The organism is Micromonospora palythoicola (genome assembly GCF_036689795.1).
Taxonomy (GTDB): domain Bacteria; phylum Actinomycetota; class Actinomycetes; order Mycobacteriales; family Micromonosporaceae; genus Micromonospora; species Micromonospora palythoicola.
In genome coordinates this window covers 1-20558 of the sequence record NZ_JBAGKI010000070.1, presented here as the reverse complement: position 1 = coordinate 20558, position 20558 = coordinate 1, and the positions used below count along the sequence as shown (strand labels likewise).

Sequence of the window (20558 nt, the reverse complement as noted above, 5' to 3'; positions counted from 1 at the left end):
CGGGAATGCGGGCCGACTCCGGCCTCAATTGTCACCATGGGCTCAACGAATTCCTTCCAGAACAGTTTGCGGCCCGCGCCGTGTATTTCGCGACCGTCGGATAAACGAGGACGGCCGCTGCCGCGGCACCGTCACTGATCGACCGTTCCACGCTCCTCGGCGCTGTCGACGCTACCGGTGGCGCTTTCGGGCCGGCAAGGCCGCCGATGTCAACAGCGGAGTCGCGAATGTTGATGCCGGTGGTGCGATCGTAGGCCTTTTCAACGACTTGGCCATGCGTCAATGTGCGGTGGTCGGAGTATGACACCACAATTCCGGAGGTTGTCGTCTTGACCCTGCCACCGCTCGCCGGGCTGCTGCTGCCCCTCGTCATCGCCGTGCTGATGTTCGGTCTCGGTACGACCCTCACCCTCGCGGAGTTCGGCGCCGCGTTGCGCCACCCACGCGCCCTGATCTGCGGGCTGGCCTGCCAGTTGCTGGTCCTGCCGGTGCTCTGCCTCGGCCTGGTCGTCGCACTCCGGCTGCCGCCCGAACTGGCGGTCGGCATGCTGCTGCTCGCGGCCTCGCCCGGCGGCACCACGGCGAGTCTCTTCAGTCACCTGGCCCGTGGCGACGTCGCGCTCAACATCACGATGACGGCCGTGAACACCGTGCTGTCCGTGATAACGCTGCCGGTGGTCGTCAACCTCGCCTTGGCGTACTTCCTGCCGGCGGAGGCCGGTACTGCCGGCCTCGGTTTCGCGGAGATCGTCCGTCTGGTGCTGGTCATCCTGGCTCCGGTCGCGCTGGGCATGGTCGTCCGGGCCCGCGACGCCGCGCTCGCGCGTCGGCTCGAACCGCTGATCCGGGCGTTGTCGGTGGCGTTCCTGGCGCTGATCGCCGTCGCCACCGTGCTGCGCGAGGGGGCGAAGATCGTCGCCTCGCTCGGCCGGGTGGGGTCTGCCGCCGTCCTGTTCTGTCTGTCCAGCCTGGCCCTCGGGTACGCCATTCCACGCCTGTGCGGCGTCGCGGGCCCGCGCGCCATCGCGGTCGGCATGGACGTCGGCATCCACAACAGCGCGCTCGCCGTGACCATCGCCCTCGATCCCGGCATGCTCGGTGACCCTGAGATCGCGATCCCGGCCGTCGTCTACGCGGTGGTCACGGTGCCCTGTGCGGCGTTGGCTGTTCTGTTGCTGACTCGCCGACGTCAGCGCGTGGCGGTATGAGCGGCTCGGCGTGCAACAGATGTGCATGCCCGAGTCGCGAAGGAGGAATGTTCCGACGACGTTGGTGTGCATCGTTGGCGGGTAATCGGCGGTGGAGGGTTGCGGCCCATTGTTTGGGTGTGTTCACATGTTCCTCGGGGCCCAGCCGTCCGAGGGCGAGCGGAAGCGATTACCTCGCTAATCTTGCGTGATTGCGCGTGGGTTCTCCTTCGATAGAGAGAAGGCATTTTGCTGATGGCTTCCGACGTATTGTCTGCCGAATCTGGACTTCGGCGTCGATTCGAAGATGCGTTGATGCCGAACTACGGCACCCCGCCCCTGGTCATTTCCCATGGCAGCGGCAGCCGGGTGTGGGACACCGAGGGCCGTGACTACCTGGACCTGATCGCCGGCATCGCGGTCTCGGCGCTCGGGCACGCCCACCCGGCGCTGGTCGAGGCGGTATGCCGCCAGGTCGGTCGCCTCGCCCACATCTCCAACCTGTACCTGCACGAACCCGAGGTGCTGCTGGCCGAGCGTCTGATCGAGCTGCTCGGCGGCGACGGCCGGGTCTTCTTCGCCAATTCGGGCACCGAGGCGAATGAGGCGGCGCTGAAGCTGGTCCGCCGCCACGCCGGCACCGGCCGGTCCCATGTCGTCGCGGCGTGGCAGAGCTTTCACGGCCGCTCGATGGGGTCACTCGCCCTGGCCGGCAAGCCCGCGATCCGCGACGCGTTCGCCCCGTTCGGCATCGACGTGCGTTTCGTGACCTACGGCGACACCGAGGCCCTGGTCCAGGCGGTGACTCCGGAGTGCGCGGGGGTGTTTCTGGAACCCATCCAGGGTGAGGCCGGGATCGTCGAACCGTCCCCGGACTATCTGCGCGCGGCCCGCGACCGGTGTGACGAGACGGGTGCCGTCCTGGTCCTCGATGAGGTGCAGAGCGGGATCGGCCGGACCGGGGAATGGTTCCACCACCTCGCCGTCGGCGTCCGCCCGGACGTGGTGACCCTCGCCAAGGGGCTCGGCGGGGGACTTCCGATCGCAGCCTGTGTGGGGTTCGGCAGGTTCGGTTCGGTGTTTGCGAAGGGCGACCATGGCTCGACCTTCGGCGCCAACCCCGTCGCCTGCGCCGCCGCGCTGGCCGTGCTCGAGGTCATCGAACGCGACGATCTGCTGACGAACGCGAGGACGGTCGGCGGGACGCTGCGTGACGGGATCGCACGGACCGACCATCCCCTGCTGCGGGGCGTCCGCGGTCGCGGTCTCTGGCTGGGCATCGTGCTTGCGAGGCCGTACGGCACCCAGGTGGAGGAGGCGGCCCGACATGCCGGTTTCCTGATCAACGCCGTCCAGCCGGACGTGGTGCGGCTGTCGCCTCCGCTGATCCTCGCCGTCGAGGAGGCGCGCGCCTTTCTGGACGCGCTGCCGGGAATTCTCACCACGGCGCTCGACGCGGAGGTGGGCTGATGCGCGCGGTGACCATCCACGGGCCGAAGGACATCCGGGTCGAGCAGGTGCCCGACGCCGCGATCCGGTACCCGACCGATGCTGTCGTCCGGGTCACCCACTCCTGCGTCTGTGGTAGCGACCTGTGGGCGTACCGCGGTCGGGTCCCGCGTCAGCCGGGCCAGCGGATCGGTCACGAGTTCGTCGGGGTGGTGGAGGACGTCGGCGCGGATGTGCGCTCCCTACGGCGGGGAGACCGTGTGGTCGCCCCGTTCGTATGGTCCGAAGGAACCTGCGCCTACTGCGTCGCCGGTCTGCCGACCTCATGTCCGGCCAAGGGTTTCTGGGGTGATCCGGGTGCCGACGGTGCCCAGGGCGAGGCGGTGACCGTGCCGTACGCCGAGGCCACCCTGGTGACGCTGCCCGCCGACGTCGACGAGGACCGGATGCCGGCCGTGCTGGCCCTCTCCGACGTCATGTGCACCGGGCATCACGGGGCCCGTGGCGCCGGCGTGGAACCCGGCTCCGACGTGGCCGTCGTCGGTGACGGGGCGGTCGGTCTTTGTGCGGTGCTGGCGGCCCGGCGGCTCGGCGCGGCCAGGGTCGCCGTTTTCGGTCACCACCGTAGCCGGGCCGCGATCGCCCGCCGGTTCGGCGCGGACATCGTGGTCCTCTCGGACGCTGGCTCGGTGACCGCGCACGCCTTCGAGTTGACCGAAGGGAAGGGTTTTGCCAGCGTCGTCGAGGCAGTTGGCACCGCCGACGCCATGGCGGCCGCGACAGCGGTAGCGGCCCCGGGCGGTCGGATCGGTTTCGTCGGTGTGCCACACGGCAGTCAGGACGGCATCGACCTGCGGGCGATGTTCGACCGCAACCTCACCTTGGCCGGGGGCATCACCCCAGCCCGCACCTATATCCCGCACCTGCTGCCCGACGTGCTGTCCGGAGTGCTCGACCCGGCTCCGATCTTCGATCTCACCGTCGGGCTCACCGACGTGCCCGGCGGCTATGCGGCTATGGATGAACGCCGCGCCCTCAAGACGCTCATCCGCATCTGAAGCAGACGGACCGGAATGCCCAGAAACGAGGAGACTTCCATGTCGATCGATTTCGACACCAAGGACGGGGTCGTCCGCAATCACTACGAGCAGGACCTGAACGACCACTGGGAGGAGAAGCAGAGCGACCCGATCAATCTCCTGCTGGGAGCGATGGACGGCCTGTACCACCACCACTACGCGGTGGGTGACTTCAATCGGAAGCTGTTGCAGGCGCCGCCGGTCGAGCGCGAGCGGCTGATCCTGCGGGAGATGCACCGAATGGAGAATGAGCAGGTCGAGCTAATCCTGGACGCCCTCGACGGTCTGCCGCCGAACGCCCGGGTGATGGACGCCGGCTCCGGCCGCGGCGGAACCAGCTTCATGGTGCACGAGCGGTACGGCTGCAGGGTCGACGGGGTCAACTTCTGCACCCACCACATCGAGTTCGCCGAGCGGCTCGCCGAGCAGCGCAAGTGCGCCGACAAGGTCAACTTTCACTACGCCAATATGGCCAAGACGCCCTTCGAGAGCGGATCCTTCGACGCCGTCGTCAGCAACGAGACGACCATGTACGTCGATCTGAACGAGGCGTTCGCCGAGTTCTCCCGGCTGCTGCGCCCGGGTGGGCGGTACGTCCTGGTGACGTGGTGCCAGAACGACGCGGTGGCTGACAAGTCGGACGAGGTCGCCGCCATCGACGAGCACTACGTCTGTCACATCCACAAGCGAAGTGCCTACCTCAAGGCGCTGTCGGACAACGGGCTCGTGCCCTCCCGGGTTCTGGACCTCACCTCCGAGGCGATCCCGTACTGGGAGTTGCGCGAGAACAGCGCGCTCAAAACCGGTGTCGAGGCGCCCTTCCTCGCCGGATACCGGACGAACTCCCTCAACTATCTGGTCATCGCCGCCGAGCGGGTCGTCGGACCCACCGAAGACTGACCGGAGGTTCCCGATGAGTTTGGCCCAGCAGAGTCGTTTCGTCAGCGAGGACGCGCGACTCGACGCGGCTCGCCACTCGGTCGAGTGCATGCTGCGCGACGTCGTCGACGGGTTGCATCCAGACCTGGCCCGACTGTGCGGCTACCACTTCGGATGGTCGGATGCCGACGGCGCCCCGACCGGGGACGGTGCCGGCAAGCTGCTCCGCGCCACGCTGACCCTGATGTCGGCGGGCGCGGTAAGCGCCGAGCCGACCACGGCGGTCCCGGGTGCCGTGGCGGTGGAGATGATCCACAACTTCTCACTGCTGCACGACGACATCATGGATGCCGACGCACTCCGCCGAGGGCGGCCGGCGGCCTGGGTGGTGTACGGCACCGGCATGGCTACCCTTGCCGGTGACGCGCTCATCGCGACCGCCTTCCGGACCCTCCGGTCGATGAACTCCCGCCCGGGCCTGGACTCGGCGGATCTGCTGCTGGTGGCGCTCCATCAGATGATCGACGGGCAGGCGGCGGACCTCGCCTTGGAGCAGGTGCCCGTCCGGGAGGTGGACGTCTCGCACTACCTGCGGGCGTGCGCCAAGACGACGGCGTTGCTGGAGACCGCGACGGCGATCGGCGCAGTCCTCGGTGGGGCTCGGACGACGACGGTGGACGCTCTGCGCGAGGCGGGCCGACACCTCGGACTGTCCTGGCAGATCGCCAACGATGTGGAGGACATTTGGGGAGACCCGGCGCTGACCGGAAAACCGGCCCGAAGCGATTTAGGTCGTGCGAAGAAGACTATCCCGGTCATCCTGGCATTACGGGCTGACAACGCCGCAGCCGCCGAACTGGCGGCATTGCTCGATCAACCCGAGCCGACAGGCGATCAGGTGCAGGCGCAGGCGGATCTGATCGAACGCGCAGGTGGCCGTGAGCAGGCCGAGGTGTTGTCCGGGCGGTACCTGGAAATGGCTCTCGGCAAGCTCGGTGAGGCGGACGTGCCGGAGATCGAACGAGACCGGCTGATCGCGCTTTTCCGTCTCGTGGCCGGCCACCACGTGAGGCCCTTGGCAGGAGATGCCCGGGCATCCGCCCGCGTCGTCTGAAATGGTGGTGTCATTGCGATATCATGGCGGAAGGCAGAGCGCCTGCCTGTGCCCGACGTGACAGCCCACGCCTGATTGCGTCGTGGGGCCAAGAGTCTCCGACTCCGCGCGGTTGCGTCGAGATTCCGGCGTGCCTGCCACGCCGACCGTCTGGTGAAGGGCGTGGGACTGCACCGGAGGCGCCATGTCTGATCAGAACCCGCGGAGCATGCCACGCCCGGGCCGCGCCCGCAAGCGGGCGATCCGGGAACAGGCCGCCCGGACCGGAGTCGCCTACTCGGTGGCTGCCCGGCAGCTCGAGGCGGTCGGTCTCCAGCCCGGCGAGACTCTCTCCAGCTATGGGCGCACGATCTATCCGACCGGCTTCGACTCACACCGCCAACTACTAATCGAACGCCGCGAACGGCGGTCCTTCGAAGAGCGGGTCGCGGATACCCGGCGGGCCGGAATGCTCCCCGACGGTCGGGCCCAACACCTCGTCGAGCGTTTTCCGCCCACCCGGGGGCCGAAGGGGACCGGGGTGGGCCCGCTCTACCACGGTGAAGGACGCCAAGAACTGCTCGCCATGCTGTACATCGTCGTCGCGGCCGAGTCGCCGGGGCTGCTGCCCGAGGTGGGTGACCTGGCCTGGACCTCGGAGATGGGGGAGGAGACCGCGCTCGATATGGCCTGTGCCGAGTTGGACCGCGAAGCCCGCCGGCTGCTCGACCGGGAGCCGGCCGTGCTGTGGCCGGCGATCGAGAAGGCGCTGGCCGCCGCCGAGCACAGCACCGACTGGCAGATCCGCCGAGAGGCGATCCGGCATGCCGCGCTTCTCCGCACCATGGTGACCCCGCGCGAGGGCTACGCGGGGGAGCCGTACGTGGACGGGCTGCCCATCCTGGGTGTCCGGCAGATCCTGGACGCTCTGCTCATCGTCGCCGACGACGGTCACGCCCCGGGCACCCGAGTCCGCCTGCTCCGTGACCTCCACCAAGGGCGGACGGCCACTATCGTGGGTGCTCTGTGGGGACCGTCAGGTCCGCCGGTGGGCTACGACGTCTGGGTCGACGAGACGAAGACGTCGTTGTCGGCGCGTTCCGACGAACTGGTCGTGCTCGCCGATCAGGAGTTGTTCGCGCGCTGATCAGGCCGCATTTTCCAGGCCGTGCGGTAGGGGGCCGACCCGTTTGGGTCGGCCCCCTACGGCGTCACTGGTCAGGCGGCGTTGCCGTTTTCGACGGTCAGCTCGGCCGGTACGGCGTCGGGCACCTCCACCGGGCGGTCGGAGCCCTTGAAGACGAGTTTGGACTTGTCGATGTCGTTCGGGTCGCCTTCGCAGTCCACCAACACGATCTGACCTGGGGTCAGTTCGTTGAACAGGATCCGCTCGGACAGGTTGTCCTCGATGTCGCGTTGGATGGTGCGACGCAGCGGACGTGCTCCGAGGACCGGGTCGAAGCCCTTCGCCGCGAGGTACTTCTTGGCGTTGTCGGTCAGCTCCAGGCCCATGTCCTTGTTGCGCAGCTGGGTCTCGATGCGGGAGATCATGATGTCGACGATCGACAGGATCTCGGTCTGACGCAGCTGGTGGAACACGATGGTGTCGTCGATGCGGTTGAGGAACTCGGGCCGGAAGTGCTGCTTGAGTTCGTCGTTGACCTTCTGCTTCATCCGGTCGTAGTTGGACTCGGAGTCCTCGGAGGCCTGGAAGCCCAGGGAGACCGCCTTCGCGACGTCCCGGGTGCCCAGGTTGGTGGTCAGGATGATGACCGTGTTCTTGAAGTCCACGATCCGACCCTGACCATCGGTGAGCCGACCGTCCTCCAGGATCTGCAGCAGCGTGTTGAACACGTCCGGGTGGGCCTTCTCGATCTCGTCGAACAGCACCACGCTGAACGGCCGACGCCGCACCTTCTCGGTCAGCTGCCCACCCTCGTCGTAGCCGACGTAGCCGGGCGGGGCACCCACCAGCCGGGACACCGTGTACCGGTCGTGGAACTCCGACATGTCCAGCTGGATCAGCGCGTCCTCGCTACCGAACAGGAACTCCGCCAACGCCTTGGACAACTCGGTCTTACCCACACCCGACGGGCCGGCGAAGATGAACGAACCCGACGGACGCTTCGGGTCCTTCAGGCCGGCCCGGGTACGCCGGATCGCCTTCGACACCGCCTTGACCGCGTCCTCCTGGCCGATGACGCGCTTGTGCAGCTCGTCCTCCATGCGCAGCAGGCGGGAGGTCTCCTCCTCGGTCAACTTGTAGACCGGAATACCCGTCCAGTTGCCCAACACCTCGGCGATCTGCTCGTCGTCGACCTCACTGACGACGTCCAGGTCACCGGCCTTCCACTCCTTCTCCCGCTGCGCCTTCTGACCCAGCAGCTGCTTCTCCTTGTCCCGCAACTGCGCGGCCCGCTCGAAATCCTGCGCGTCGATCGCGGACTCCTTGTCCCGACGCACCTGCGCGATCCGCTCGTCGAAGTCACGCAAATCCGGCGGCGCGGTCATCCGACGGATCCGCATCCGCGCACCCGCCTCGTCGATCAGGTCGATCGCCTTGTCCGGCAGGAACCGATCCGAGATGTACCGGTCGGCCAGCGTCGCCGCGGCCACCAGCGCCGCGTCGGTGATCGACACGCGGTGGTGCGCCTCGTAACGGTCCCGCAGACCCTTCAGGATCTCGATGGTGTGCGCCAGCGACGGCTCACCGACCTGGATCGGCTGGAAGCGCCGCTCCAACGCGGCGTCCTTCTCCAGGTGCTTGCGGTACTCGTCGAGCGTGGTGGCACCGATGGTCTGCAGCTCGCCACGGGCCAGCATCGGCTTGAGGATGCTCGCCGCGTCGATCGCGCCCTCCGCCGCACCCGCACCCACCAGGGTGTGGATCTCGTCGATGAACAGGATGATGTCACCCCGGGTACGGATCTCCTTGAGCACCTTCTTCAGACGCTCCTCGAAGTCACCGCGGTAGCGGGAACCGGCCACCAGCGCGCCGAGGTCGAGCGTGTAGAGCTGCTTGTCCTTCAGCGTCTCGGGCACCTCACCCTTGATGATCTTCTGGGACAGGCCCTCCACCACGGCGGTCTTACCGACGCCGGGCTCACCGATCAGCACCGGATTGTTCTTCGTCCGGCGGGACAGCACCTGCATGACCCGCTCGATCTCCTTCTCCCGCCCGATCACCGGGTCGAGCTTGCCCTCCCGGGCAGCCTGGGTCAGGTTCCGGCCGAACTGGTCCAGCACCAGGCTGGTCGACGGCGCGGCCTCACCCGGAGCGGCACCGGCGGCGGCCGGCTCCTTGCCCTGGTAGCCGGAGAGCAGCTGGATGACCTGCTGGCGGACCCGGTTCAGGTCAGCGCCAAGCTTCACCAGCACCTGGGCGGCGACGCCCTCGCCCTCACGGATCAGGCCGAGCAGGATGTGCTCCGTGCCGATGTAGTTGTGGCCCAGCTGCAACGCCTCACGCAGCGACAGCTCCAACACCTTCTTGGCCCGCGGCGTGAACGGGATATGCCCGCTCGGCGCCTGCTGACCCTGACCGATGATCTCCTCCACCTGCTGGCGGACGCCCTCCAAAGAGATCCCAAGGCTCTCCAAAGCCTTGGCCGCCACACCCTCACCCTCATGGATCAGGCCCAACAGGATGTGCTCCGTACCGATGTAGTTGTGGTTGAGCATCCGGGCCTCTTCCTGGGCCAGGACGACAACCCGTCGCGCTCGGTCGGTGAACCGCTCGAACATGCCCTCGTGCTCCTCACGTGCCGTGCGCACTCGATCTTGGTGGTCAAGACTCTCGGCGGGGCCGGATACGCGAGCGCCCGGGACGGGCGTCCGCGCCTCATTACTCTATCGCCGCGAGCCGACTCGGCTGACCTCGTGTGTCTGCGTCGTAGGCCCGGTACGCGTCGTTTTGCACAACCATCCACGCTCAACGGGTGTTCCGGGCATGGTCTGTGTACGCGCAGAGCGAAATTCGGCCCGGTCGCCGGGACCGCCGGGAACGCCGCACGGGGGCGCCCCGACCGGGGACGGCACCATCCACAGGTTGTGGACAAGACATCCACCGGCTGTGGACAACGTGCGGCATGCCGCGAATAGTCCCGCCGACGCCCGACGCCGGCCCGGAGAAGTTCTCCGGGCCGGCGTCATGGCCGCTCCTGCTGACTGGTCTCAGTGACCGGCCTTCGAGTGGTACTCGTCGACGATCTCCTGCGGGATCCGGCCCCGGTCCGAGATGTCCCTGCCCGCCTTGCGCGCCCAGGCCCGAATGGCCTTGTTCTGCTCACGGTCGGCGGTGGCACCACCGCGACCACGGGCGGCCCGACCACCGACGACCACGCCGCCGCGACCGACCTTCGTGCCGTGGGCGATGTACGGGGCGAATACCTCGCGCAATTTCTCTGCGTTCGAACCTGACAGGTCGATCTCGTACTGAACACCGTCGAGCGCGAACTTGACGGTCTCGTCCGCGTCCCCGCCGTCCAGGTCATCGACCAGCTTGTGAATGATCTGCTTGGCCACGCCACATTCCTTTCGAGCAGGGTTGCTCCTGCCAACTGCACAAGCACAATAACCCGTCAGATGCTTGTCGCGTCAATAGGATGCGGTAACGAGGCGGTAAGTTCTCGTACGACTACTCAGGGCGGACCAACGGGAAGAGGATGGTTTCCCGAATTCCCAGGCCGGTCAGCGCCATCAGGAGCCGGTCGATTCCCATTCCCATGCCACCGGCCGGCGGCATTCCGTACTCCATCGCCCGGAGAAAGTCCTCGTCCAGTCGCATCGCCTCGTCGTCGCCCCGGGCGGCCAGTTGCGCCTGCGCGACCAGCCGTTCCCGCTGCACCACCGGGTCCACCAGCTCGGAGTACGCGGTCCCCAGCTCGAACCCGAGCACGTACAGGTCCCACTTCTCGGCCAGGCCCGGCTCGCTGCGGTGCGCCCGGGTCAGCGGGCTCGTCTCCTCCGGGTAGTCCCGCACGAAGGTCGGCGCCTCGAGGCCGGGTACCACGAGTTCCTCGAACAGCTCCTCGGCCAGTTTGCCCGGCCCCCACTTCGGGTCGACGGCCAGGCCCACCTTGTCGGCGTACTCGACCAGGCGCGCCTGCTCGGTGTGGACCGTGACCTCCTCACCCAGCGCCTCGGAAAGCACACCGAAGAGGGTGACCGAACGCCACTCGCCGCCGAGGTCGAACTCCCGACCGTCAGCGTGGGTGACCACCGTCGATCCGGAGACCGCGATCGCCGCCCGCTGGACGAGATTGCGGGTCAACTCGGCCATCGTGTTGTAGTCCCCGTACGCCTCGTACGCCTCCAGCATGGCGAACTCGGGCGAGTGCGAAGAGTCGATGCCCTCATTACGGAAGTTGCGGTTGATCTCGAAGACCCGCTCGACGCCGCCAACGACAGCGCGCTTCAAAAACAGTTCCGGCGCGATTCGGAGATACAGATCCGTGTTGAGCGCATTGCTGTGGGTCACGAAAGGCCGGGCCGCCGCTCCCCCGTGCAGCAACTGCAACATCGGGGTCTCCACCTCAAGGTAACCCTCGCCGTGCAGCGAATCGCGCAGACTCCGCAACGCCGTCGCCCGGGTACGGACCATCTGCCGCGCCTGCGGACGGACGATCAGGTCGACGTAGCGCTGCCGGACCCGGGCCTCCTCACTGAGCGGCTTGTGCGCCACCGGCAGCGGGCGCAACGCCTTGGCGGTGACCGCCCACTCCTCGGCCAGCACCGACAACTCACCCCGGCGACTGGTGATCACCTCACCGGTGACCCCGACGTGGTCGCCCAGGTCCACCAGGCGCTTCCAGGCTTCCAGCCGATCCGCGCCGACCCGGTCCAGCGACAGCATCGCCTGCAGTTCGGTGCCGTCGCCGTCGCGCAGCGTGGCGAAGCAGAGCTTGCCGGTGTTCCGCACGAAGATCACCCGGCCGGTGACCGAGACCCGGTCGCCGGTGGCGGTGTCCGTCGGCAGATCCCCGTAACGCTCGCGCAGTTGGCTCAGGGTGCTGGTGCGCGGGTAGCTGACCGGATAGGGCTGCACACCGTCGGCGAGCATCCGGTCCCGCTTCTCCCGGCGGACCTTCATCTGCTCGGGAAGGTCGTCGGCGGGGTCGACTGGCACGGGGCTCTGTTGGGTCACGACACGCTTCCTCGGCGGGAGAATTCGGGCGGGGTCAGGCCCGAGCGTACTCAAACGCCCCGGCGACCGTTACTGGATAGCCTGCCGGTCATGACCGATCCCACGCAGGCCCTCTCCTTCGGTACCGCCGCCGCCGACTACGACCGCTACCGTCCCCGCTATCCGCAGGCGGCGCTGCGGTGGGCGCTCGACGGCATCGACGCCCCCGCGCGGCTTGTCGACCTGGCTGCCGGCACCGGCATCCTGGCCCGTGGCCTGCTCGCCCTGGGGCACCGGGTGACCGCCGTCGAGCCCGACCCCGGCATGCGGGCCCAGCTGACGTCGGTCGACACCGAGGTGCGCGCGCTGGCCGGCAGCGCCGAGACGATGCCGCTGCCCGGCGGGTTCGCCGACGCCGTGTTCACCGGCCAGGCGTACCACTGGTTCGACCGGCCACGGGCACATGCGGAGATCGCCCGGGTGCTGCGGCCCGGCGGGGTGTTCGCGCCGTTGTGGAACCTGCGGGACGACTCGTGCGCCTGGGTGGCCGAGCTGAGCCGGATCGCCGAGATCGGCGACACCGTCGAGCACCTACGGCAGAGCGTGACCGACTTCGGCGACTCCTTCACCGCCCCCGAGTGGGCCGAGTTCACCCACGCCAGCACGCTGACCCCCGACGAACTGCTCGGCCTGGTCCGCACCCGCTCCCACTACCTGACCGCCACACCCGACCGCCGAGCCGAGGTCGACCACCAGGTCCGCACCCTCCTACGCACCCACCCCGACCTGGCCGACCGGGAGACCATCACGCTCCCCTACACGACCCTCGTAGCCCGCGCCCGGAGAACCTGAACCACCCACCCACAAGACCGCGACAGCCGGACGCCCCCCACCACCACAGACCCCAGCCCCCACCACAGACCCCACCCCCACCGGACGGCTGACGCGTACCCACCGAAGGGTTCCGGGCAGCCCGACCGGCGCAGGGATCAAGCCTGACCGCCCGGAGCCGGTCGGGCTGCCCGGAACCCCCACCGCAACCACAACGCCAAACCGAAAGCGTCAGACGTTCCGCTCGTACACCATGCGCAACCCGATCAACGTGATCATCGGCTCGTGATGCGTGATCGTCCGGCACTCGTTGAGCACCAGTGAGGCCAACCCACCGGTCGCGATCACCGCCTTCAGCTCGCCCAGCTCGGCGGCCATCCGCTCGACGATCCGGTCCACCTGACCGGCGAAACCGAAGTAGAGGCCCGCCTGGAGGCACTCGACGGTGTTCTTGCCGATCACCGAGCGGGGCCGGGTCGCCTCGACCTTGCGCAGCTGGGCGGCGCGGGCGGCGAGCGCGTCGAAGGAGATCTCGATGCCCGGGGCGAACGCACCACCGAGGAACTCGCCCCGACCGCTGATCACGTCGAAGTTCGTGGTGGTGCCGAAGTCGACGACGATCGACGGCCCACCGTAGAGGGTGTACGCGGCCAGCGTGTTCACCACCCGGTCCGCGCCGACCTCCTTCGGGTTGTCGATGGCCAGCTGCACCCCGGTACGCACCCCGGGCTCGACGATGACGCTCGGCAGTTCGCCGTAGTAGCGGGTCAGCATGGTCCGCAGCGAGCGCAGGGCGGCCGGGACCGTCGAGCAGGCGGCCACGCCGGTGATCTCGACGGCGTCGCCGGCGAGCAGCCCCCGGAACATCAGACCCAGCTCGTCGGCGGTCGAACGGGCGTCGGTCTTGATCCGCCAGGAGTGCACCAGCTTGTCGCCGTCGAAGGTCGCCAGCACGGTGTTCGTGTTCCCGATGTCGATGCAGAGCAGCACGCACGCAGCCTAGACGGGTTCACTCCGTGCGCAGGTCCAGGGCGATGTCCAGGATCGGTGAGGAGTGGGTGAGCGCGCCGACGGAGAGGTAGTCGACGCCGGTGGCACCCACCGCCGCGGCGTCGGCGAGGGTCAGCCCGCCGGTCGCCTCCAGCTCGGCCCGATCGCCCACGGTGGCCGCCACCTCGGCCAGCACCGCCGGCGGCATGTTGTCCAGCAGCAGGAAGTCGGCTCCGGCCTCGACCGCCTCCACGGCCTCGGCGAGGGTGTCCACCTCCACCTGCACGGGTACGTCGGGGAACGCCTCCCGGACCCGCCGGTACGCGGCGGCGACGCCGCCCGCCGCGTACTTGTGGTTGTCCTTGACCATGGCGACGTCGTGCAGGCCCATCCGCTTGTTCGTGCCGCCGCCGGCCCGCACCGCGTACTTCTCCAGGGCCCGCAACCCCGGGGTGGTCTTGCGGGTGTCCAGCACCATCGCCTTGCTGCCGGCCAGCGCGTCCGCCCAGGCCCGGGTGTGCGTGGCCACCCCGGACATCCGGCAGAGCAGGTTGAGGGCGGTCCGCTCGGCGGTCAGCAGCACCCGGGTCGGGCCAGTCACCGTGGCCAGCACGTCTCCCCGGGCCACCCGCTCGCCGTCGCGGGCCACCAGCGAGACCTCGACGGTACGCCCGACGCCGGTCGCCTCGGCGGCCGACTCGAACACGGCGGCGGCGACGGCCAGCCCGGCCACCACGCCGTCGGCGCGGGCCACCACGTCGGCGGTGTCGGTCTGTGCCGCCGGGATGGTGGCGGTACTCGTCACGTCGAGCCCGTCCGGGCCGAGGTCCTCGACGAGCGCGTTCTCGATGATCCGGCGTACCTGGTCCGGGTCCAGCCCGGCCGCGCGCAGCAGCAGCTCCGTCTCGCTGGTCATCGCGTCTCCTCCCACCGGGTGGTCAACCGTCCCGCTCCGCCGACGGCACCGACCAGGTGGCCGTGCCACCGCTCGTCGGCCACCGGGAAGTCCTCCCGCCAGTGGCAGCCCCGGGTCTCCCGGCGGGCGTACGCCGCGGCGACAAGTGTGGCGGCCACCGTGAGCAGGTTCGTCGCCTCCCAGTCGGCGGTGCGCGGGGTGCCGCGAGCGACGCCCAGCTCGACCAGTTCGGCGGCGGTGGCGGTGAGCGTCGCAGCCGAGCGGAGGACGCCGGCGCCCCGGGTCATCGCCCGCTGCAACACCGGTGTCGTCTCCGCGGGCAGCACCCAGCCGCCCGCACCGCGCCACGCCCCGGTGTCCGCCGGGCGGGCCTGCTCGGGCAGGCCGGACGCGATGTCGTCGGCGATCCGCCGGGAGAAGACCAGCCCTTCCAGCAGCGAGTTGCTGGCCAGTCGGTTCGCGCCGTGCACGCCGGTGCAGGCGACCTCGCCGCAGGCGTACAGACCGGGAATCGAGGTCCGGCCGCGCAGGTCGGTGCGCACCCCGCCGGAGGCGTAGTGCGCTGCGGGCGCCACCGGAATCAGGCCGGTTCCCGGGTCGACCCCGATGGCCAGGCACGACGCGACGATTGTGGGAAACCGGCGGGCCAGGAAGTCGCCGCCGAGGTGGCGGGCGTCGAGGTGGACATGGTCGGCGCCGGTGGCCAGCAGCACCCGGTGGATGCCCTTGGCGACCACGTCCCGGGGGGCCAGTTCGGCCAGTTCGTGCTGGCCGAGCATGAAGCGTTTGCCGTCGGCGTCCACCAGGTACGCGCCCTCGCCCCGCAGCGCCTCGGAGACCAGCGGCTGCTGGGCGTGCCCGGCACCGGGCACCCGGGAGTGCTCCGGCACGATCAGCGCGGTCGGGTGGAACTGCACGAACTCCACGTCGGTGACCGCCGCACCGGCCCGCATGGCCAGGGCGACCCCGTCGCCGGTGGAGACCGCCGGGTTCGTGGTGGCCGCGAAGATCTGCCCCATCCCGCCGGTGGCCAGCACCACCGCGCGGGCCAGCAGCGCACCGACGCCGTCCTCACTGCCCTCGCCGAGCACGTGCAGGGTGATCCCGCACGCCGCACCGAGCCCACCCGGACCGTGACCGGGGGCCCGGAGCAGATCCAGCACCAACGCGTGCTCGACGAGCCTGATCCACGGGTCGCGGCGTACCGCCTCGTGCAACGCCCGCTGCACCTCGGCCCCCGTCGCGTCGCCGCCCGCGTGCACGATGCGGTCGGCCCGGTGCCCGCCCTCGCGGGTGAGCATCAACGACCCGTCGGCGTTGCGGTCGAACTCGGCACCGAGACGCATCAGTTCCCGCAGCCGGGTCGGCCCCTCCTCCACGAGCACGCGGACCGCGGCCGGGTCGCACAGACCGACGCCGGCGATCTCGGTGTCGGAGGCGTGCATGGCCGGGGTGTCGGCCGGGTCGAGCACCGCGGCGATGCCGCCCTGCGCCCACCGGGTCGATCCCTCGTCCATGTCGACCTTGGTGACCACGGTGACGTGCAGTCCCGCCTCACGTAGATGCAACGCGGCGGTCAGCCCGGCCACCCCGGAGCCGACCACGATCACGTCGGTGGTCTCCACCCAGCCGGGTGCCGGGGCGGCCAGCCGGCTGGGCAGCGCCGGCAGGCCGACGGTCGGTAGGTCCATGCCCCCAGTCAACCCGAATGCCTTTCGACTCGGGCGGCGGGGGCGGGACGAGTGGTTCCGGCTACTTCGTCCGGACCGGGAGGGCCGCCGGACCGGCGTCCTTGAGTGTTCCGGTCACCCGACGGTCGCTGAGCCACAGGTAGCAGCGGATCCCCCGGTCGCCCACCCGCCACCGACCGGCGCTGGGCGGCCGCACCACCACGTCGGTCCGGAAGATCAGGGCGTCGTCGTCCGGCAGACCGGCGAAGCGGGCGAGGACCGAGCGGCACCCGGCGTAGAAGGGTGCCCACTGCACACTGCTGGTCGGGTACGGGCGGTCCGGAGCCGACCAGACCCCGGCGAACTCGGCGTCGTGGCGGTCGGTGCACGCCACCGGCACCAGGGTCCGCACCACCCCGTTTACCCCGGTACGCGTCTGCTGGCAGCTCAGTCGCAGCGTCGACGCCGTCCGGAGCGCGTCGCGCAGCGAGCCGGTCCGCGGCACGACCTTGGCACCGGCCTCGACCGTGTCGACCTCCATCAGGTCGCAGCGGTACCAGCGCGACCCGGCGGCCCAGCCCGGCCCGGACGGCACCGCGACCGCCAACCGGAGCCGCCCGGCCCGCCAGTTGTCACCGACGTGGCCGTTGGCCCGGTTGTCACACTCGGCGAAGGCGGTCCGCAGCTCGGCCGAACCGGTCGGCGGCGGTTCCTTCCGGGCGGCGGGGAAGGCGCCGACGTGCACCGTCTCCACCCGGTGCGGTGCGGCACAGTCCACCGGCGCGTACGCCCCGAGCGGCACCACCTCGGCGAAGTCGGCCTCGTGACAGACCCCAACCGCCGGGGTGAAGGGCCCGGGCGGCGGCAACGCGGCCCAATCGTCGACCAGGTCGCCGTCCAGCCCGCCGGTCGACCCACAACCGGCCAGCAGCGCCGCCATGATGAAGGTCGTGACCAGGGTCCTCGTCGCACGCTGCATGGCGCCGCCTCCCCCAGTCAGCGGCCGTCCCCCGACGGCGCCTAAAGGGTAACCAGAAATGACCTTCCGGTGACAGACCGGAATCGCGGCGCGATGCTCACGGCCGGCACGAAAGGCTCCCGCGAGCGGCGGGGCCTGACCGAGGAGCGGCCCCGCTAGACCGACAGGGGGTTGGGCACCGGTGCGCCGGCCGTGCCGGGCGCGGCGGTCGACGGGTCGGCGCCGAGGTCGACGACCTTGTTGTCCGCGTCCACGTGCACCACCCGAGGGCGGTACGCGCGGGCCTCGGCATCGTCCATCTGGCCGTACGAGATGAGGATGACCAGGTCGCCCGGTTGGACCAGGCGGGCGGCGGCACCGTTGATACCGATCACACCGCTGCCCCGCCGGCCCGGGATCACGTACGTCTCCAGGCGGGCCCCGTTCGTGATGTCGACGATCGCCACCTGCTCGCCGGGCAGCAGGTCCGCCGCGTCGAGCAGATCCTCGTCGACGGTCACCGAGCCAACGTAGTGCAGGTCCGCCTGGGTCACCGTGGCCCGGTGGATCTTGGACTTGAGCATCGTGCGGAACATCGGGACGCCTTTCGCGGGTACGTGTGGTCAGGAAGCCGGGTCGAGCCGGAGCGGAGCGTTGTCGATCAGCCGTGTGTCGCCCACCCAGGCCGCCACGAGCAGCCGGGCGGGGCCACGGACCGGCCCGGGCTCCAGATCCGGATCGGTCAGCACCAGGTAGTCGAGCCGCGCGCCGGACTCGCCGGCCCCGAAGGCGACGTGTGCCGCCGTCAGGACCGCTGCGGCGTCGCCACCGGCCGCCGCGGCCCCGGCTCCGGCCCGCAACGCCCGGGACAGGCTCAGCGCCACCGAGCGCTCGGCCGGCGAGAGGTAACGGTTGCGGCTGGAGAGGGCGAGACCGTCCGGTTCCCGGACGGTGGGCACCCCGATCACCTCGACCGGAACGTCCAGGTCCCGACACATCCGCCGGACCAGGGTCAGCTGCTGGTAGTCCTTCTCTCCGAAGAAGGTCAGGTCCGCGCGGGTGAGCTGCAGCAGCTTCAGCACCACGGTGAGCACGCCGTGGAAGAACCCCGGCCGGCTGAGCCCCTCCAGATCCTCGCCGAGCGGCCCCGGGTTGACCCGGACCGCCGGCTCACCGCCGGGATACATCTCACCCACCGAGGGAGCGAAGACCAGGTCCGCACCGGCCCGCCGGCACACTTCAAGATCGGCTTCGAGGGTACGCGGGTAGCGGTCGAAGTCCTCGTTCGGCCCGAACTGCAGCGGGTTCACGAAGATCGTCACGATCACGTGGTCGGCCCGCGCCCGGGCCTCGCGCAGGAGCGTCTCGTGCCCCTCGTGCAGCGCGCCCATGGTCATCACCACCCCCACCGTCCCGGTGCAGGCGGCTCGCGCCTCGGCCAGGTCGGCACGCGTGTGCACCAGCCCCGTCACGTGCTCCACCCCGCTCGACACCTGTCCTCCGCCGACGGTCACGCCGCCACCCCGCTCCGGTAGTCGTCCAGGACACCGAACAGTGCCGCCGCGTCGACCGGACGCAGCCGGCCGGCCGCGACGGCCCGATCGGCGGTACGCCGCGCCAGCACGAGATAGGGCTCGACCGACTCGGGTGCGGTGCTGGCGAGCCGCGCCAGGTGCCGCCGCACCGTACCGGCGTCGCCCCGGGAGACCGGGCCGGTCAACGCGTCGTCGCCGAGGCGCAGCGCGTTCTCCAGCGCGGCACGCAGCAACGGGGCGAGCACCTTCTCGGGCTGGCCCACCCCGGCGTCGCGCAGCCGGTCGGCCGCCTCGTTGACGAGGGTCACCAGGTGGTTCGCGCCGTGCGCCAGCGCCGCGTGGTACAGCGGTCGGTCGGCCTCGGCGATCCACTCCGGCACCCCACCGAGGTCGACCACCAGCCGGGCGGCCAGCGGGCGCAGGTCGGCCGGCGCGGTCACCCCGTAGGAGATGCCGGGCAGCCGGCCGAGGTCGTCGGGGGTGCCGGCGAAGGTCATCGCCGGATGCAGCGCCAGTGGACGGGCACCGGCAGCGCTGGCCGGCGCCAGCACGGCCAGGCCGTGTGCCCCCGACGTGTGCGCGACCACCTGGCCGGGACGCATCGCGCCGTCGGCGGCCAGACCGGCCACCACCTCGGCCAGCGCGTCGTCCGGTACGGCGATCAGCAGCAGGTCGGTGGCGGCCCGGGCGACCTCGGCGGCCGGGCGGCGGGAAACCGTCGGCAGCAGCAGCGCCAGTCGGGCCCGGGAAGCGCCGGACGTCCCGCTGGCGGCGACCACCCGATGACCCGCGGCGGCCAGCGCGGCACCCAGGGTGGCGCCCACCCGCCCGGCGCCGATGACGCCGACCGTGAGCAGGGTAGGAGTGTCAACCTTGGCCGACGCCAAGGTCGCGGGCCGCCGGGAGGCGGCCGAGTGGGTGCGCAGCCGTGCGCTCATGTCACGATCCAGTCCTCGAGACGGGGTACCGGTCGGGGCAAGTATGCGTCTCTGAAGCGGATCTGAAACAAGGTTGTGTGAAATCGTTCACCGGTGTGAGGAGGGCCCCATGTCGATGCGCTGGCGCGAGGCGATGCGGCGGGCCCTCTACGGCCCCGAGGGCTTCTTCGTCTCCGGCGCCGGGCCCGCGGCCCACTTCCGGACCAGCGTGCACGCCTCACCGGTCTTCACCACGGCGCTGCTCCGCCTGATCCACCACCTCGACGCCGCCCTGGGCTTCCCCGACCGCTTCGACGTGGTGGATGTGGGGGCGGGACGGGGTGAACTCCTCAGCGCTCTGGTCACCGTGGGGGTTGCCGGGGAGTCCGCCCGCTCCGGGCCCGCCGTGGGGGTTGCCGGGGAGCCCGCCCGCTCCGGGCGGTCAGGCTTGATCCCTGCGCGGGCGGGCTCCCCGGCAACCCTGACCACCACGGCCGCCGCTGGTATCACGCCGGGTGACATCTCGTCCGGGTCCGTCGATCCGCCGCCGTCGGCTTCGGTTCCGCTGGCTCGGCGGGTACGGTTCACCGCCGTCGAACTCGCCCCGCGCCCCGACCACCTTCCCGACCAGATCGCCTGGACGAACGAGATCCCCACCACCGTCACCGGCCTGCTCCTGGCCACCGAGTGGCTCGACAACATCCCCCTCGACCTGGCCACCCAGGTCAACGACCGATGGCACTACCTCCTCGTCGACCCCACCTCGGGCGAGGAGACGACAGGCGAACAGATCAACCCCGCCGACCTCGACTGGCTGACCACCTGGTGGCCCACACCGACCGACCAGCACTCCGGGACGCGGACCCGCACGGACGAGCCGGACCTCCCTCAGCAGACCGCAACGGACGGGTCGGGCCCGACCACGTCGGG

General features: G+C 70.1%; 18 protein-coding genes. 8 read left to right on the top strand and 10 right to left on the bottom strand.

The genetic code is table 11. From position 1 onward, the window contains the following. Positions 1-329: 329 nt before the first annotated feature. From V5O40_RS23580 to V5O40_RS23555, 6 genes are all read left to right on the top strand, one after another. Positions 330-1208: a bile acid:sodium symporter family protein gene (locus V5O40_RS23580; RefSeq protein WP_332907485.1), complete on the top strand. Its 879-nt coding sequence runs from the start codon at positions 330-332 to the stop codon at positions 1206-1208. Positions 1209-1442: 234 nt separating this feature from the next. Next, positions 1443-2657, top strand: coding sequence for an acetylornithine transaminase (locus V5O40_RS23575; protein ID WP_332907484.1), 1215 nt, complete (start codon positions 1443-1445; stop codon positions 2655-2657). Continuing rightward, positions 2657-3694, top strand: a complete 1038-nt coding sequence (locus V5O40_RS23570; RefSeq protein ID WP_332907483.1) for a zinc-binding dehydrogenase — start codon at positions 2657-2659, stop codon at positions 3692-3694. Before V5O40_RS23575 ends, V5O40_RS23570 begins: the two co-directional genes overlap by 1 nt. Before the next feature lie 39 nt (positions 3695-3733). Beyond that, positions 3734-4615: an SAM-dependent methyltransferase gene (locus V5O40_RS23565; protein WP_332907482.1), complete on the top strand. Its 882-nt coding sequence runs from the start codon at positions 3734-3736 to the stop codon at positions 4613-4615. Positions 4616-4628: 13 nt separating this feature from the next. After that, positions 4629-5708, top strand: coding sequence for a polyprenyl synthetase family protein (locus V5O40_RS23560; protein ID WP_332907481.1), 1080 nt, complete (start codon positions 4629-4631; stop codon positions 5706-5708). 184 nt (positions 5709-5892) lie between these two features. Further along, the gene (locus V5O40_RS23555) at positions 5893-6834 is read left to right on the top strand and encodes a hypothetical protein (protein ID WP_332907480.1); all 942 of its coding nucleotides are present in this window, start codon (positions 5893-5895) and stop codon (positions 6832-6834) included. Positions 6835-6905: 71 nt separating this feature from the next. On the opposite strand, the gene V5O40_RS23550 is transcribed toward V5O40_RS23555, so the two are convergent. The 3 genes from V5O40_RS23550 to lysS all read right to left on the bottom strand — a co-directional run bounded on the left by V5O40_RS23550 (position 6906) and on the right by lysS (position 11832). Continuing rightward, positions 6906-9431: an ATP-dependent Clp protease ATP-binding subunit gene (locus V5O40_RS23550; RefSeq protein ID WP_332907494.1), complete on the bottom strand. Its 2526-nt coding sequence runs from the start codon at positions 9429-9431 to the stop codon at positions 6906-6908. Positions 9432-9860: 429 nt separating this feature from the next. Beyond that, positions 9861-10211, bottom strand: coding sequence for a histone-like nucleoid-structuring protein Lsr2 (locus V5O40_RS23545; protein ID WP_332907479.1), 351 nt, complete (start codon positions 10209-10211; stop codon positions 9861-9863). Between the two features lie 112 nt (positions 10212-10323). Further along, entirely contained in the window at positions 10324-11832 is a 1509-nt protein-coding gene (lysS, locus tag V5O40_RS23540) for a lysine--tRNA ligase (protein WP_332907478.1), read from the bottom strand. 90 nt (positions 11833-11922) lie between these two features. Between lysS and V5O40_RS23535 the strand changes: the two genes are divergently transcribed. Further along, positions 11923-12663 (top strand): class I SAM-dependent methyltransferase, encoded by a 741-nt coding sequence (locus V5O40_RS23535; protein WP_332907477.1) that lies wholly within the window; start codon positions 11923-11925, stop codon positions 12661-12663. Between the two features lie 210 nt (positions 12664-12873). Here the strand turns inward: V5O40_RS23535 and V5O40_RS23530 are convergent, their stop codons facing one another. The 7 genes from V5O40_RS23530 to V5O40_RS23500 form a co-directional block, all read right to left on the bottom strand. Beyond that, entirely contained in the window at positions 12874-13632 is a 759-nt protein-coding gene (locus tag V5O40_RS23530; RefSeq protein ID WP_164448613.1) for a type III pantothenate kinase, read from the bottom strand. A gap of 19 nt (positions 13633-13651) precedes the next feature. Next, positions 13652-14548 (bottom strand): carboxylating nicotinate-nucleotide diphosphorylase, encoded by an 897-nt coding sequence (nadC, locus tag V5O40_RS23525; protein ID WP_332907476.1) that lies wholly within the window; start codon positions 14546-14548, stop codon positions 13652-13654. Further along, on the bottom strand, positions 14545-16239 hold the full coding sequence (locus V5O40_RS23520; RefSeq protein WP_332907475.1) for an L-aspartate oxidase: 1695 nt from the start codon (positions 16237-16239) through the stop codon (positions 14545-14547). The genes nadC and V5O40_RS23520 overlap by 4 nt, the downstream gene beginning before the upstream one ends. Positions 16240-16300: 61 nt before the next feature. After that, positions 16301-17197 (bottom strand): septum formation family protein, encoded by an 897-nt coding sequence (locus V5O40_RS23515; RefSeq protein WP_332907474.1) that lies wholly within the window; start codon positions 17195-17197, stop codon positions 16301-16303. 155 nt (positions 17198-17352) lie between these two features. Further along, positions 17353-17772, bottom strand: a complete 420-nt coding sequence (gene panD / locus V5O40_RS23510; protein ID WP_164448617.1) for an aspartate 1-decarboxylase — start codon at positions 17770-17772, stop codon at positions 17353-17355. Positions 17773-17799: 27 nt separating this feature from the next. Next, positions 17800-18648 carry a pantoate--beta-alanine ligase gene (gene panC / locus V5O40_RS23505; RefSeq protein ID WP_332907493.1) on the bottom strand — a complete coding sequence of 283 codons (849 nt, stop codon included), beginning with the start codon at positions 18646-18648 and terminating at the stop codon, positions 17800-17802. Between the two features lie 38 nt (positions 18649-18686). Further along, positions 18687-19649 (bottom strand): Rossmann-like and DUF2520 domain-containing protein, encoded by a 963-nt coding sequence (locus tag V5O40_RS23500; protein ID WP_332907473.1) that lies wholly within the window; start codon positions 19647-19649, stop codon positions 18687-18689. Between the two features lie 109 nt (positions 19650-19758). On the opposite strand from V5O40_RS23500, the gene V5O40_RS23495 reads away from it, so the two are divergent. Further along, positions 19759-20558 (top strand): SAM-dependent methyltransferase (locus V5O40_RS23495; RefSeq protein ID WP_332907472.1); only part of this gene is annotated, 800 nt, incomplete at its 3' end.

Excerpts from the sequence above, each read along its gene's own strand:
- V5O40_RS23575 (WP_332907484.1), top strand. The coding sequence starts at position 1,443 with ATGGCTTCCGACGTATTGTCTGCCGAATCTGGACTTCGGCGTCGATTC.
- V5O40_RS23570 (WP_332907483.1), top strand. The coding sequence starts at position 2,657 with ATGCGCGCGGTGACCATCCACGGGCCGAAGGACATCCGGGTCGAGCAG.
- V5O40_RS23565 (WP_332907482.1), top strand. The coding sequence starts at position 3,734 with ATGTCGATCGATTTCGACACCAAGGACGGGGTCGTCCGCAATCACTAC.
- V5O40_RS23560 (WP_332907481.1), top strand. The coding sequence starts at position 4,629 with ATGAGTTTGGCCCAGCAGAGTCGTTTCGTCAGCGAGGACGCGCGACTC.
- V5O40_RS23555 (WP_332907480.1), top strand. The coding sequence starts at position 5,893 with ATGTCTGATCAGAACCCGCGGAGCATGCCACGCCCGGGCCGCGCCCGC.
- V5O40_RS23550 (WP_332907494.1), bottom strand. The coding sequence starts at position 9,431 with ATGTTCGAGCGGTTCACCGACCGAGCGCGACGGGTTGTCGTCCTGGCC.
- V5O40_RS23535 (WP_332907477.1), top strand. The coding sequence starts at position 11,923 with ATGACCGATCCCACGCAGGCCCTCTCCTTCGGTACCGCCGCCGCCGAC.
- nadC (WP_332907476.1), bottom strand. The coding sequence starts at position 14,548 with ATGACCAGCGAGACGGAGCTGCTGCTGCGCGCGGCCGGGCTGGACCCG.
- V5O40_RS23520 (WP_332907475.1), bottom strand. The coding sequence starts at position 16,239 with ATGGACCTACCGACCGTCGGCCTGCCGGCGCTGCCCAGCCGGCTGGCC.
- V5O40_RS23515 (WP_332907474.1), bottom strand. The coding sequence starts at position 17,197 with ATGCAGCGTGCGACGAGGACCCTGGTCACGACCTTCATCATGGCGGCG.
- panD (WP_164448617.1), bottom strand. The coding sequence starts at position 17,772 with ATGTTCCGCACGATGCTCAAGTCCAAGATCCACCGGGCCACGGTGACC.
- V5O40_RS23500 (WP_332907473.1), bottom strand. The coding sequence starts at position 19,649 with ATGAGCGCACGGCTGCGCACCCACTCGGCCGCCTCCCGGCGGCCCGCG.